Below are 12,625 nucleotides of genomic sequence, written 5' to 3'. Positions count from 1 at the left end.
TCCGCTGCCCAGCGCCGGCCGTCAGCGGTAGACCACACTCCTGGCGCCCACCATGCGGATCATGCTCAGGATCGGCAGGCCGATCACCAGGTGTTCGATCCCCGTGGTGATGCCGACCCACACGTCGTCGGAGAGCACCAGCGGGATGATCACCGCTGCGGCAGTGAGGATTCCGACGATCCAGGTGAAGAACAACCCGGGCGTGGGAGTGCCCGTGCGCAGCAGAAACCACAGGGCTCCGGCGAGTATCGCGCAGAGGAAGGCCACCACCGCGAACCAGTACGCATCCTCGGCCATCGGGTTCCACACCCCGAATTTGCCGCTCTGCGTGACCTTGGTGGCGATGATCTGGATGACCCACGCACACAGCCAGGCAGCCAGCGCCGTCACCACCGCCGCGGCCAGCACGCCTCCGATGAACTTGCCGGGGTCCAGTTCGGGCCCCTGGCGCTGCCGCTGCCGGGGCGGCCGATCCGGGTACTGCCGCGGATCCCCGTACTCGGCGTATTCCGGGTGGCGATCCGGATACTCGGGTTGCCGATTCGGATATTCGGGCTGTTGATATCCGTACTCGGGCTGCTGATAGGCGTCGTACCCGCGATCCCGTCCGTAGCCGGGCTCACGATAATTCCCCGGCTGATAGCCGGGTTCGTACCGTGCCGTGTGCTGGTCGCGCGGATCCCTGGGATTCAACCGCCGATCACCTCCGTAGAAAAGCATGCGTGTGCGTCGAGTGTAGGGCCTGACCCAATTCCTCGCTGGGAACTTCTACCCGCTATCGAGACTTGTTACACACCACCATGAACAACAGCCGTGAACGCGACGATCAAACCGGTTACGGCATAACGAATCCGGGCGCACATTACCGCCTTCGAGAATGACTCGCGATCTACCGACCCCTGCGGATGATTCCCGATCGTCACCGTGTCGAGCAGGAGGGTTGACATGCACCGAATCGATCCACTCGACGATGCCGAGCGTTGCCGGATGACCGAGATCCGGCCATCCGGCGGATCGACTCGACATCGTCCTGTCCCATGACAATCCACTGTGCCGCACCGGACCCGACCGGATGCGACCGGTCACGGTCACCGATAGAGGTTGATCGCGAGCAGCGCCGTCCAGAGCACGACCACCCAGACGTCGGTGCCGATCCGCAGCCATCGCGGTGCGGTGCGCACCTCCATGAAATGCCGGATGATCAAGCGGGACTTGATTATCCCGAGTGCGACGATGACCGTCACGAGAACGCTGTCCAGTACGGACCCGGCTCCCCGATTCTCGGGGGTGAGGCACCACGCGAGGATCGTGATCGCCACGAGCACGAGCCATACGAGCGCGATATTGCGGATGTCCGGCCGCATCCGGCGCACGGGGGTGGTGGTCTGGGAGTTCACGGGTCACCTCATGAGATAGAGAATGGCGAAGATGACGACCCACAGCAGATCCACCATGTGCCAGTAGGTCGCGCCCTGCTCGACCATCTGTGGTCGCCGCAGATCCGGATTCCGCAGTTCCCGCAGGACGATTCCGAGAATCAGAAGGCCCAGGACGAGATGGGCGAGATGGATTCCGGTCAGGACGAAATAGAAGCTGAAGAATTCGTTCGAGACGGTGAATCCGTGCGTGATCTCCTGATGCCATTCGAAAGCCTTGAGCGCCACGAACAGTACGCCGCAGACGCCCGCCGCGCCGATCAGCCGTTCCGCCGTCCGGACAGCCCCGCGCCGGACTTCCTGCACCGCTATCGCCACGAACATCGAACTGGTCAGCAGTACGACCGTATTAGCAACGCCCACACCGAGATTCAGATGTCGCTGCGCCTGCGCGAACTGATCCGGCGAGCGGTCCCGGAACACCATGTAGACGATGAAATAGCAGCCGAAGAAGAACAGGTCGCCCAGCACCAGCACCCACATGTCCAGGTCACCGGGAAGCCGGCTGGTGACCGGGGCCGCTGATTCCTCCAGCGCGTCGGATGCGTCTCGATCGGATATCGTCATCGCGCGTCCTCACGGGCGTAGAGGGCAGGGGTACCGGGTGTTTCGGCCCGGCCCGCATTCCACATGATGGGCAGCAGACAGCCGACCCAGATCCCGAAGATCACCACCGCGATATAGAAGGTGATCATGCCGTTCCAGGCGAACGCGCCGGAATGGAACACCCACATCTGCGTGGCCAGCACCTCGGTGACGATCTGCCAGATCGAGATATAGGCGAACCACTTGGGAAATATCCGATTCCGGTCGTAGAGAATGGCGATGGCGATCACCGCGTAGGCGGCCGTGAAACAGCCCAGTGAGCCGTTGTAGGACAGCATGCCCAGGTCGTAGAGCAGATGCAGGATCCGCGGCTCGCGATCCGGCCGGAATGTCGCGGTGAGCCAGCAGACCAGCAGAACGTGGAATCCGGGAATGGCGCCCACAGCCATACTGGCGATATAGGCATAGGACAGCACCGATCCCGACGACATCCGTTTCATGAAATATCCGATGATGCCGTTGGAGATCGCCGCACCCCCGGCGATCACCAGCAGTATCGCGAAACCGATTCGAATGGTCGCATGATGCTGGGCGAACCAGTGCGCCACCTGTATATCGGTGACATCCGGGCGCGGCGGCGGCGTGGCCCGGCCCATGAAGATCACCCCGGCCGAGAGCGCACCGTAGAAGACGGCGAAGATCCAGTAGCTGAGGTAGACGTCAGGGCGCATTGCGCGTGCGGGCGTCGCGCTCTCGGCCGGATCGTCCGGGGCGGTGGACGTCACGGTACTCATGCCGACTCCCGGGCCTCGCGACGGTAGGACGAGCGCAGCACGAAGAACATCACCACGACGAACACCGCGAACGCGATATTGCGCAACCAGAACGACACCACGCCGTTCCACGCCAGCGGACCGTCCCGGAACACCGCCGCTCCGGCCGAGGGAGCCATGAGCACGGCCGTCACCAGCGAATAGTGCGCCACCCATCGGGGGAATACCGGATCACGGTCGTCGAAGTAGATCGCCAGCGCCAGCAACACGAACTGGGCGACCAGCATGCCGATCGGTGCGATGAAGAAGATCCAGGCCAGATCGTTGAGCACCTGGATGAGATCGGCGGATCGGTCCGTGCGGAACGCGGCGACGGCGAAGAAGATGTCCGACAGCGCGAACAGGGTCGCCCCGGCCACCACGGCGGACAGATACGAGAACGCGAAGATGTGGCTCTGGCCCCGCATCCGCTGCATCCGGGCCAGGATCAGCACGAAGAACGGGACGATCAGAATCCCGCAGAGATTGAATCCGACCATGCTGAACCGGATCATCGCCGTGTGGTCGCGGTAGAACTCGGCCACCTGCGTGGCGGTCATATTCGGCGACATCGGCGGAAAGAAACCCGGAAACGCGGCGAACAGCACCAGCAGGACGGCCGCGACGGCGGGAGTCGACCAGAGGATCGCCTGCTGGGCCCGCAGATTCGTTGCCGCCGAGCGGTTCTCGTCTTCGAGGAGGACTTGCATACCCGCATTCCTTTCCGCCGGGCACGCCACCGCATCCGGAGGTGGATGCTCCGGCCACCGCGTGTCCGTGGCGGAAGCATCCCAGCATTCCTGACTGTAGTCAATATTTGTCAGGACTGTATGCTGCTGCTATGCCATCAGTTTCGCGCGACTACAAGCCTGACCACGGTCAGTCGAGAGCCGTTCCGACGCAGGCCCGCTCCCAGGCCAGCCGGAACGCGATCATGCAGGCCGCGCTGGCGCTGTGGCGTACGAAGGGTTTCGCGGACACCACCGTCACCGACATCTGCAAGGCCGCCGGTGTATCGAAAGCGCTGTTCTACGTGTACTTCTCGCGCCGCGAGGACGTTCTGCTCGCGGTGGAGGTGTTCACCGTGCACCATGCGCAACTGGCCGCCGAGACGGTCCTCGCGCGCCCGTACGAACTGGTCGAGCTGATCGCCGCTGTCATCGGGCCGCTGGAGAGCCAGATGCGCAACTATCCACCGGAACTGGTCTTCGAGACCATCCTGGAGACGTATCGGCTCGAGCGCCGCGCCCTCGCCGACGGCACCGCCCAGGATCAACTCACGGTCCTGTTCCTGACTCCCTTCCAGCAGGCGCAGCGCGACGGAAAGCTCCCCGCGCGAACCGATGTCACCCGCGCCGCGCGGATCGCCCAGACGCTGCTCACCGACAGCATCAGACGTTGGGCCGCAAGCGATTTCGGTAGCGAACCGCTCACCGAGCCGCTCGCCCGGGAGATCGCCGAACTAGTCTTGGGCGTTAATCATTAGAATTTTCGGATTCCTGCCACCTTTCGCGAATTATTTCGTCGCAGTCCGGATTTTGCCGGGGAGAAACCATCCGAGCCGCTCGCGCCGACACCCCAGGCCCGAGGCCAACTCCGCTGCCGATGACGGGGATCGCATCCGGATCCGCGTGGCGATCTGCGACGGGATGGATCTACATCACATTTAGTTAGTAGTTAGTAACTGATAACTTGTCACCATGGCCGAACGGATGAGCGGAACCGAACGACGAGCCCAGGTACGGGCCATCGCAGCGAAAGAGTTCGCGGAGCATGGATTGCACGGGGCATCGACCGAGGCGATCGCGAAAAGTGCGGGGATCACGCAGGCGTACATCTTCCGCATGTTCGGCACGAAGAAAGCCCTGTTCCTGGAGCTCGTCGAGGCGGCCTTCGAATCCGTCAGCGACGGTATGCGAGCGGCGGGCGCGGGAAAGGCCGGGCTGGAAGCACTCTCGGCGATGGGCGGCCAGTACTTCGACCAGCTGACCGATCGGACCGGGTTACTACTGCAACTTCAAGGCTTCGCCGCCTGTGGCGACCCGGAGGTGCGCGACGCGGTACGAGCGTGTTTCGCGCGGATGTGGGGCACGGCCGAGGACGGCACGGGTCTGGAACCGGTGACGGTGAAGACGTTCCTCGCCTTCGGGATGCTGCTGAACGTCGGCGCCGCAATGGATGTCGAGCAGGTCGACGCGGCATGGGCCGACGGTGTCCGCACCCGAATCCAGTCGGGCTTGTTCGCGCACGTCACCACCGAGGCGAATCGGTGAACACCCGCCTCGACGACTCCAGCGATGTCACCGCCCGGGACGGGCGGTTGAGCGTCGCGCTGTTCTGTACGGCGTTGTCGGGAGCGGTGATCGGCAGTGTCGGAGCGCCACTGATCACTCCGGTCGCCACCGGAATGCACGTATCCCTCGATGCCGCGCAGTGGACCCTGACGGTGACTCTGTTCATCGGTGCGATCGCGGGCCCGGTTCTGGGCAGGCTCGGCAGCGGCCCGTACCGTCGCACCACGATCCTGGCCACCCTGGCCCTGGTCGCGGTGGGCTGCTGACGGTACTGCCACTTCCGTTCGCGGCCTTGTTGATCGGGCGCGGTCTGCAGGGGCTCGCGGTCGGGCGCTGCTGATGAGCGTCGCCCGCACACACCTGCCACCGGAGCGTTCGGCATCGACGATCGCGGCGTTGTCGGTCGCCTCGACTGTGGGCATCGGGGTCGGCTACCCGGTGATCAGCCTGCTCGATCAACTCGCAGGGCTGCGTGCCGCATACGGACTCGGATTTCTGCTTTCCATTGCCGCGCTTGCCATCGCCTGGCGGGTACTGCCAGTTGAAGCGCCCGGCGAGCGGCCCCGGATCGACGTCGCCGGCGCCCTGCTGCTCGCTCTCGGGACACTCGGGCTGCTACTTGTCCTCGCCCAACCTTCGTTGTGGGCGACCGCATGGCTGGCCGGTGGCATTCTCGTCGGCTCTCTCGCGATCCTGGCCCTCTGGGCGATCGTCGAAATGCGCACCGCCGCACCGCTGGTGAACCTGCGATTGCTCGGACAGCGGCCCGTCCTGCGCGCGAACCTGGCGATGTTCATCGTCGGGATAGGGCTGTATCTGCTGTTCAGTCTGCTCACGCGCTATGTGCAGACACCCGCCGGCGCGCACTACGGATTCGCGCTCCCCGGCGTCGCCGCCGGTGCGGCATTGATTCCCTTTTCCCTGATGGGGTTCGTCGCAGGCAAGTCGCTGCCGTATCTCGTCGCTCGCATCACCGAGCGGTGGGCGTATGCGCTGTCCACCATGATCGCCATCGCCGCCGTCGTGCTGTTCGTCGCCGCCGACCGCTCGTTGCTCGCCGTTCTCGTCTCGATCGCCCTGCTCGGTTTCGCAGTCGGAGGGGTCTTTTCGGTGATGCCCAAGCTCGTGCTGGTCGGCGTGCCCGGAGCGGAAACGGCCGGCGTGCTCTCGATCAACCAGATCGTCCGCAGCATCGGGTTCAGCACCGGCAGTGCACTGGCCGGATTCCTGCTCGCTGCCGCCACCCCGGCCAGGTCCATGCTGCCGACCTCGGACGGCTACATCACCGCGGCGCTGTGGGCGCTACCCCCGCTCGCCCTCAGCGCGCTGATCATCGCTGTGCGGCGATCCCCACGTCGACCGGCTCTACCGTCGACAGCGTCATGACTCCCGCCAACCGGGAATCCGGTTGGCACGTATCCCGAAGAGGAACAGCGGGATTGCCGCAACCGGCGTCCGCATCGCCGAACCGATCCGGCGACCTCTAGCTCAGACCCGGGACGGCATGCTGTCCCATCCGCGCACCGCGGAGGACGAGGAGAATATCGCCCGGTCGAGATCGACCTCCCAGTCCGGGAAGCGATTCATGATCTCCTCCAACGCGATTCGCGCCTCGAGCCGGGCGAGTGCATTACCGAGGCAGAAATGCGCGCCGACGCCGAAGGCCAGATTCTGGCGGGGTTCCCGGGTGATGTCGAAGACCGCGGCGTCGGGGCCGAAATGGCGCTCGTCTCGATTGGCCGCGCCGATCAGCGTCAGGATCGCGCTGCCCTCCGGCACGGTTTGCCCATGGAATTCCACATCGCGGGTGACGTAGCGCGCCGCCTGCAATGCGGGTGGTTCGAATCGCAGGATCTCCTCGATCGCGCCGGGCAGCAGGGTGCGATCGGCCACCAATCGACGACGTTGGTCGGGATGTTCGGACAGCAGTTTGCCCGACCAGCCGATCAGCCGGGTGGTGGTTTCGGCGCCGGCCACCGCGACGACGTTCATGAACATCAGCAGTTCGTCGCGCCGCAGTCTGCGCCGCTCGCCGGTCTCGTCCTCGAATTCGACGGTGAGCAGTTCGGTGGTGAGATCGTCTGCGGGATGGGCGATTCGCCAGTCCAGGAAATCGGCGAACACCTGGCCGTCGGTGATCGGGCCGTCCGGATTGTCGGTCATCTGGCCGCCGCGCTCGGTGCGCACGAACCGCTCACCGTCCTGCTGGACCCGGCGCTGATAATCCTCGGGGATACCGAACAGCATGCCCACGACCCGCAACGGCATCACCGCCCCCAGATCCTTGACGAAGTCGAGCGAATCGCCGCCCACCAACGGATCCAGGCAGCGCACGGTGAACTCGCGGATACGGGACTCGAGTGCGTGGATCTTGCGCGGGGTGAACGCCCGGGACAGCAGTTTGCGGTGGATGTCGTGGATCGGCGGATCCTCGAAGATCAGCACACCGGGCGGAATCTCGATACCGGATTTCAGGATCTCCAGCACGACACCTCGTGCGGAGCTGAAACCCCGGTGATCGATCAGCGTGTGGTTGACATCCTCGAATCGGCTCAGCGCGTAGAAGTCGTGAATCTCGTTGTAGTACAGGGGTGATTCGTCACGTAACCGGGCGAACATCGGGTACGGATCGGCGTTCAGCCCGGTGTTCCAGGGGTCGTAGTACAGCTCGTCGGTGGTGCTCGCGGTCATCGCTGGTCCTTGTCGGCGGGCCCGGCGCTCAGATCGTCAGGCCGTGCTTCTCGAAATGGCGGCTCAGCGCCTGCATGTACTCCTCGCCGTGGAACGGGCCGCGCGCGCCGATGGCCGCCTGCAGGAACGGGCCGTACTCCTCGTCGTTGACATAGGTGGACCAGTGGGTGATCTGCGCGTCCTCGTTGGTCTCGACGAAGCTGATCGAGTAGAAGCCCATGGCGGCGCCGTCGATCGAGGAGGTGCCCTCCCAGCGGTACCGCATGACGAATCCGTTGTCGGCCGCCCACAGCTTGTACTCCACCGGCTTCCAGTCCGGGAAGACCACCGAATACGCCTTGGCCTCGACCGTGGCGGCCAGATCGAAAGATGTGGCCACATCCTCGAGCACCAGTTCCTGCTCGGCGACGAAGTAGGGCGAGGTGTAGACCGCGTCGTCGGTGAATTCCCACTCGTCGTAGGTCTCGCCCTGCTGCACCTGCTGCAGGACGTATTTGTCGCGATAGTTCTCGGCCATCCGGCGGTGCTTGGCGATACGGTCCTCGGGCTTCATCGCGGACTCCTCCCGATCTCCCTGTGGCGGTGGATGTTTCGAAATATACACAACTGTATGTGAAATACGACTCCGTATTCGAGATTTGGGGACGTAGCCGACGCCCGTGATCGGCGACCTGGGAAGATGGGTTCGTGGCAGAACGATGGACACGACAACGACGCGTCGAGCACACCCGGACGGTGCTGCTGGACGCCGCCGAGGAGGTCTTCGCCAAGCAAGGGTTCGGCGGCACGGCCCTGGAGGACATCGCCGAGGTCGCGGGCTACACCCGCGGCGCCATCTACTCGCATTTCGGCACCAAGGAAGAACTCTTCCTGGTCGTCATCGAGCGGCACCTGCAGAACTTCCTGGACGGCTTCGCGGATGTGATCACCTCCTTCGACAACCTGCACGATCTGGACGTCGGCAAGATCGCCCAGCGGTGGCGGGAGCTGACCATCGCCGCACCGGACGCCGCCGCACTGGGCCTGGAATTCTCACTGTTCCTGCTGCGTAATCCGGACGCCCGGCACCGGCTGGCGGCCAAGCGCGAGGAGACTGCGCGATCACTCGCCGGGTACATCACCGATCATGTGGAGCGCCTGGGCGGCACGTTGCGGATGCCCGCCGACACGCTCGCGCATCTGCTCATCGCGATCAACAACGGCATCACCATCAACGGGCATATCGACGGCGCCGACCTGTTCGAACCCTTCCTGCAGATGGTGATGGCCAATGTCGTTCCTGGACAAGCAGATCCGGATCAGCCCGAGGCCGGTAACTCCATCTGCAAGTAGACCTCGATGCGCCGGATCCGGGCGTCCGCGGTGAACTCGTAGACGCTCACGGAGTTCACCACGCTGCGGAAGTCGCCGATCCGGCTGCGTTCCTCCAGTTCCAGGAAGACGATCCCCTCGGCTTCGGTGATTCGTTTGAACGAGCCGTCCCATTCCGCGGAGGATGCCCACCCGGTCAGGAATTCGGTGTACTCCGACCAGTTCTGCACCTCCTTGAAAGTGCCGACACGCACGAAATTCGGCATGTCCACCAGCTCGGCCAGCGGCGCCCACCCGTCCGGGCCGAAGCCGGGATCCTTTGCCGCCCTGACCAGTTCGCCGACGATCTGGCCGTACCGCAACGCGACGCGCGGCAATCCGGTGTAGCCGCCGATCACGGCATCGATCTCACTCATCGCCGGCCCCTCGGCTCGCACCGGCCAGATAGCGGTCGATCACCGAGTGGTAATGCGCGATGACGACCTCCTCTTCGACCAGTGACATCGATTCCAGCCGCCGATTGCGCAGCCCGGCCTGCTGACGCGGCATCTGTTCGTAATCCTGTTGCAGGGCAAGGAAATACTTGAAGCTGCCCGGTTCGGTGACCTCGATCGGCTCGGCCTCGAAGGCACCGCGATGCTCCTCGGGCAGCCACATCACGCTCACGATGTGCCAGACACAGCGGTTCGGGTCACCGTCCGGATGCGGCTCGGCCTTGATGACCGTCGCCTCGCCCGCGCGAACCGTCATGAAAAAGTTCGGGAAGAGCACCCAGCCGTGGTTGTCGCTCATCTGGGCGTCGGTCAGACCGCTCAGATCCAGGCCCATCCCCGAGAGCGTCTCGCGGGTGGCGCGTTGCAGGAGGGTTCGCGCGGTGACTCCCTCGGGAAAATTCAGCTCCCCCTTGTCATCTCGATAGGAGGCGACCAACTCCCGGAAGCGCGGTAGGGCCGCCTGCACCGACGGGAAGGTCTCCGGAAGCTCCAGAATCCCTTCGACCTGCTCCTCGGGACCGTACTTCTCGGCATCGGCGACCTCGAACGGAGCCATCGAGACGCTGTGCTCGTCGAAGAACTTGTAGCGACTGTTCGCCGGATCGATCATGATGACGCGCAGCAGCTGCGGATGGATACCCGAGATGTGATACCCCTCCTCGAAGGCGTCCATCACGACTTTCCAGTTGCAGTTCAACGCCTCTCGCACATCCAGCACGGTGACCATCTCGTCCAGATGGTAGGGCTCGAGCAGGTCGGCGACCTCCTGGCCGAGGTATTCGAGCAGAGGCGCGGCCTCGGGATCGGGATTGAGGAACAGGAATCCACCGAAGCAGTCGACCGACACCGGCAGCAGCGACAGGCCCTCCTTGTCCGGGGAGGACACGACGTTCTCCTGCTCGCGCAGCACACCGCGAAGGCGACCGTCCAGGTCGTAGGACCACAGATGGTACGGGCACAGGAAACGTTTCATATTCCCCTGCCCGGTGCACAGCAGATTGCCGCGATGCCGGCCAGCCCCGCCCCGGCATCGACCCACTCCCCCGGCTTCGTCGACTGCATCTCCGTCCTCCTCTGCGGTTGCGGCGCGCGATGGTGATCGCCACCACAACTGTACAGAGATGTATCTGAGATACAAGTCTGTATATGAGACGAAAAAGGTTGTCGGTGAGGGCCGTTAGAGTGGTCGCACCTCCGGTTCTCGGCGAGGAAGGACGGCATGACCAAGACCGATTTCCGTAAGACGCTGGACTCCTATCGAGCCAGGTCCGGGCAGCTCCGCGTGCTCGAGGTCCCGCCGCTGCGCTACGTCATGGTCGACGGCCGGGGCGATCCGAACACCTCGCCGGAGTTCACCGCGGCGGCCGAGGCGCTGTATCCGGTGGCGTACAAGCTCAAGTTCGCCAGCAAGCAGGATCTCGGCCGCGACTACGTCGTGATGCCGCTGGAAGGACTGTGGTGGTCCGAGCAGATGGAGACGTTCACCTCTGCCCGAGACAAGTCCCGTTGGAACTGGACGATCATGTCGATGGTTCCGGACTGGATCACCGGCGAGATGTTCGAGGCCGCCGTCAGCGCGGCCGCGGTGAAGAATCCGGCGGTGCCGGAGCGGGTACGCCTGGAGACCCTCGACGAAGGCCGGTGCGTACAGACATTGCACATCGGCCCGTTCGACGACGAGGCCGAGACCCTGGCCAGGATGCACCAGGAGTTCATCCCCGAATCCGGCCTCGCGATGACCGGCCGACACCACGAGATCTACCTGAACGACTTCCGCCGAACAGCCCCGGCCAGACTACGCACCATCCTGCGCCAGCCGGTCGAGGCGATCGCATGTTCCGAGGTCTGAACGGTGCTCCGGGAGAACGGATTCCGGTGAGAACGGCTCAGGCGGCTGTGGCGATGTGTTCGGCGGAGCCGCCGATCACCGCCGACTCCGCACCGGTCAGGGTGCGAATGAATGCCAGCTGCGCCTCGCGGCCGTGGGCGGCGGCGCGCTCGAATTGTCCCGGCACGGCACGGGTCCAGACGGTACGGACGAGGTTGAAAGGTATGCGCAGCAACGGATACCACGGCACGGCAGCCGGAGGCAGACCCAGTTTCCGCATCGCACCGGATCCCAGGAACATGGTGGCGATCGACAGATGCTGGGAGCGCGCGAGACGGCGGCGCGGTCCGGTGAGATGGCGGTAGTGCCAGCCCCCGGGGACGGACCGCGGCGCGGCGGGGTGCCGAGTCGGAATGGTCGAATCCATGATCTCTCCTTCGCAGCAGATGTCAGCACATCGATCGGGGCTGCGCGCCACACCCGTCATACTTCTGGCAAGATCCTCTACCAGAATAACGAATTTGGCAAGATCACTTTCCAGAAACCGCCGCTGATCGTCGCCGCTCACTCCACCGGAGTCGCCGCCCGGCGACGGCGCAGGACGATCAGCCCGGCGACCACGAGAACCAGTACGACGAGTCCGGCGAGGAGATAGGTGGGTCCGCGCAGCGACTGTTCGAGGCTGTGCCAGTTGGCCCCGACGGCATAGCCCGCCACGGCCAGCGCCGCAGTCCACGGCAGACACCCGGCGAGGGTGTACGCGCCGAAGCGCACCGGCGGCATCGCGGCGATTCCGGCGGGCAGGGAGATGAAAGTGCGGATACCGGGGAGCAGGCGCGCCCAGAACACCGACATCGCGCCACGACGCACGAACCAGTCCTGAGCGCGGTCGATCTCCTCGGGCCGCAGCATGATGTAGCGACCCCAGCGGTGCAGTGCCGGCCGTCCGCCGTACCGGCCGACCAGCCACGCCACATAGCTACCCGCGACGTTACCGGCGGTACCCGCGACCACGACCGCGATCAGATTCGGATGCGGACCGCTGACCGCACCGGCCGCCAGCGCGCCGCCGAGCATCATGGTCACTTCGGACGGAATCGGGATGCAGGCCGACTCCGCGGCCATCAGCACGAAGATCGCGATGAGTCCGTAGGACAGAATCAGTTGCTGCACGACGCCTCCCGTCCACAGGTGCGGACAAGGGACAGGTCGG

General features: G+C 64.6%; 16 protein-coding genes and 1 pseudogene. 6 read left to right on the top strand and 11 right to left on the bottom strand.

Features of this window, described 5'->3' with window-relative positions; all coding sequences use genetic code 11:
- Nucleotides 1-21 precede the first annotated feature (21 nt).
- The 5 genes from ON40_RS43235 to ON40_RS43215 form a co-directional block, all read right to left on the bottom strand.
- Nucleotides 22-720: a DUF6069 family protein gene (locus tag ON40_RS43235; protein ID WP_051194484.1), complete on the bottom strand. Its 699-nt coding sequence runs from the start codon at nt 718-720 to the stop codon at nt 22-24.
- A gap of 368 nt (nt 721-1,088) precedes the next feature.
- Nucleotides 1,089-1,397, bottom strand: coding sequence for a cytochrome C oxidase subunit IV family protein (locus ON40_RS43230; protein WP_245568253.1), 309 nt, complete (start codon nt 1,395-1,397; stop codon nt 1,089-1,091).
- 3 nt (nt 1,398-1,400) lie between these two features.
- Nucleotides 1,401-2,003, bottom strand: coding sequence for a cytochrome c oxidase subunit 3 (locus ON40_RS43225; RefSeq protein WP_083896384.1), 603 nt, complete (start codon nt 2,001-2,003; stop codon nt 1,401-1,403).
- Complete coding sequence (locus ON40_RS43220) at nt 2,000-2,776, bottom strand: hypothetical protein (protein ID WP_040831560.1); 777 nt, start codon at nt 2,774-2,776, stop codon at nt 2,000-2,002. Before ON40_RS43220 ends, ON40_RS43225 begins: the two co-directional genes overlap by 4 nt.
- Nucleotides 2,773-3,504 (bottom strand): hypothetical protein, encoded by a 732-nt coding sequence (locus ON40_RS43215; RefSeq protein ID WP_040831559.1) that lies wholly within the window; start codon nt 3,502-3,504, stop codon nt 2,773-2,775. The genes ON40_RS43220 and ON40_RS43215 overlap by 4 nt, the downstream gene beginning before the upstream one ends.
- Before the next feature lie 131 nt (nt 3,505-3,635).
- Here ON40_RS43215 and ON40_RS43210 point away from each other — a divergent pair, with 131 nt between their 5' ends.
- The 4 genes from ON40_RS43210 (at nt 3,636) to ON40_RS43200 (ending at nt 6,474) form a co-directional block, all read left to right on the top strand.
- A complete protein-coding gene (locus ON40_RS43210; protein ID WP_040831558.1) occupies nt 3,636-4,280 on the top strand; it encodes a TetR/AcrR family transcriptional regulator in 645 nt (214 codons plus the stop codon).
- A 214-nt stretch (nt 4,281-4,494) separates the two neighbouring features.
- On the top strand, nt 4,495-5,067 hold the full coding sequence (locus ON40_RS43205; RefSeq protein ID WP_235748081.1) for a TetR/AcrR family transcriptional regulator: 573 nt from the start codon (nt 4,495-4,497) through the stop codon (nt 5,065-5,067).
- Complete coding sequence (locus ON40_RS55285; protein ID WP_245568252.1) at nt 5,064-5,354, top strand: MFS transporter; 291 nt, start codon at nt 5,064-5,066, stop codon at nt 5,352-5,354. Before ON40_RS43205 ends, ON40_RS55285 begins: the two co-directional genes overlap by 4 nt.
- A 73-nt stretch (nt 5,355-5,427) precedes the next feature.
- A complete protein-coding gene (locus ON40_RS43200) occupies nt 5,428-6,474 on the top strand; it encodes an MFS transporter (RefSeq protein ID WP_245568251.1) in 1,047 nt (348 codons plus the stop codon).
- Nucleotides 6,475-6,576: 102 nt separating this feature from the next.
- On the opposite strand, the gene ON40_RS43195 is transcribed toward ON40_RS43200, so the two are convergent.
- On the bottom strand, nt 6,577-7,779 hold the full coding sequence (locus ON40_RS43195) for a cytochrome P450 (RefSeq protein WP_040831557.1): 1,203 nt from the start codon (nt 7,777-7,779) through the stop codon (nt 6,577-6,579).
- A gap of 28 nt (nt 7,780-7,807) precedes the next feature.
- Entirely contained in the window at nt 7,808-8,332 is a 525-nt protein-coding gene (locus ON40_RS43190; RefSeq protein ID WP_040831661.1) for a hypothetical protein, read from the bottom strand.
- 134 nt (nt 8,333-8,466) lie between these two features.
- Here ON40_RS43190 and ON40_RS43185 point away from each other — a divergent pair, with 134 nt between their 5' ends.
- Nucleotides 8,467-9,111 carry a TetR/AcrR family transcriptional regulator gene (locus ON40_RS43185; protein ID WP_040831556.1) on the top strand — a complete coding sequence of 215 codons (645 nt, stop codon included), beginning with the start codon at nt 8,467-8,469 and terminating at the stop codon, nt 9,109-9,111.
- Here ON40_RS43185 and ON40_RS43180 read toward each other — a convergent pair.
- Both ON40_RS43180 and ON40_RS43175 read right to left on the bottom strand, forming a co-directional pair.
- Nucleotides 9,078-9,506, bottom strand: a complete 429-nt coding sequence (locus ON40_RS43180; RefSeq protein WP_040831555.1) for a hypothetical protein — start codon at nt 9,504-9,506, stop codon at nt 9,078-9,080. The genes ON40_RS43185 and ON40_RS43180 overlap by 34 nt on opposite strands.
- A pseudogene (locus ON40_RS43175) lies at nt 9,499-10,602 on the bottom strand (aromatic ring-hydroxylating oxygenase subunit alpha); the annotation flags it as partial. The gene ON40_RS43180 and the pseudogene ON40_RS43175, both read right to left, overlap by 8 nt.
- A 201-nt stretch (nt 10,603-10,803) precedes the next feature.
- Between ON40_RS43175 and ON40_RS43170 the strand changes: the two are divergent.
- Nucleotides 10,804-11,433: a GyrI-like domain-containing protein gene (locus ON40_RS43170; RefSeq protein WP_040831554.1), complete on the top strand. Its 630-nt coding sequence runs from the start codon at nt 10,804-10,806 to the stop codon at nt 11,431-11,433.
- A 37-nt stretch (nt 11,434-11,470) separates the two neighbouring features.
- Here ON40_RS43170 and ON40_RS43165 read toward each other — a convergent pair whose 3' ends face one another.
- Together ON40_RS43165 and ON40_RS43160 are read right to left on the bottom strand one after the other, a co-directional pair.
- Nucleotides 11,471-11,839 (bottom strand): hypothetical protein, encoded by a 369-nt coding sequence (locus tag ON40_RS43165; RefSeq protein ID WP_040831553.1) that lies wholly within the window; start codon nt 11,837-11,839, stop codon nt 11,471-11,473.
- A 137-nt stretch (nt 11,840-11,976) separates the two neighbouring features.
- Nucleotides 11,977-12,585 carry a DedA family protein gene (locus ON40_RS43160; protein WP_051194483.1) on the bottom strand — a complete coding sequence of 203 codons (609 nt, stop codon included), beginning with the start codon at nt 12,583-12,585 and terminating at the stop codon, nt 11,977-11,979.
- Between the last annotated feature and the right edge of the window lie 40 nt (nt 12,586-12,625).

The organism is Nocardia jiangxiensis NBRC 101359 (assembly GCF_000308615.1).
GTDB lineage: Bacteria > Actinomycetota > Actinomycetes > Mycobacteriales > Mycobacteriaceae > Nocardia > Nocardia jiangxiensis.
The sequence above is the reverse complement of the archived record's forward strand: the minus strand, read 5'-3'. Positions and strand labels throughout refer to the sequence as shown.

Excerpts from the sequence above, each read along its gene's own strand:
- ON40_RS43190 (WP_040831661.1), bottom strand. The coding sequence starts at position 8,332 with ATGAAGCCCGAGGACCGTATCGCCAAGCACCGCCGGATGGCCGAGAAC.
- ON40_RS43165 (WP_040831553.1), bottom strand. The coding sequence starts at position 11,839 with ATGGATTCGACCATTCCGACTCGGCACCCCGCCGCGCCGCGGTCCGTC.
- ON40_RS43195 (WP_040831557.1), bottom strand. The coding sequence starts at position 7,779 with ATGACCGCGAGCACCACCGACGAGCTGTACTACGACCCCTGGAACACC.
- ON40_RS43220 (WP_040831560.1), bottom strand. The coding sequence starts at position 2,776 with ATGAGTACCGTGACGTCCACCGCCCCGGACGATCCGGCCGAGAGCGCG.
- ON40_RS43205 (WP_235748081.1), top strand. The coding sequence starts at position 4,495 with ATGGCCGAACGGATGAGCGGAACCGAACGACGAGCCCAGGTACGGGCC.
- ON40_RS43225 (WP_083896384.1), bottom strand. The coding sequence starts at position 2,003 with ATGACGATATCCGATCGAGACGCATCCGACGCGCTGGAGGAATCAGCG.
- ON40_RS43200 (WP_245568251.1), top strand. The coding sequence starts at position 5,428 with ATGAGCGTCGCCCGCACACACCTGCCACCGGAGCGTTCGGCATCGACG.
- ON40_RS43180 (WP_040831555.1), bottom strand. The coding sequence starts at position 9,506 with ATGAGTGAGATCGATGCCGTGATCGGCGGCTACACCGGATTGCCGCGC.
- ON40_RS43235 (WP_051194484.1), bottom strand. The coding sequence starts at position 720 with ATGCTTTTCTACGGAGGTGATCGGCGGTTGAATCCCAGGGATCCGCGC.
- ON40_RS43215 (WP_040831559.1), bottom strand. The coding sequence starts at position 3,504 with ATGCAAGTCCTCCTCGAAGACGAGAACCGCTCGGCGGCAACGAATCTG.
- ON40_RS43210 (WP_040831558.1), top strand. The coding sequence starts at position 3,636 with ATGCCATCAGTTTCGCGCGACTACAAGCCTGACCACGGTCAGTCGAGA.
- ON40_RS43170 (WP_040831554.1), top strand. The coding sequence starts at position 10,804 with ATGACCAAGACCGATTTCCGTAAGACGCTGGACTCCTATCGAGCCAGG.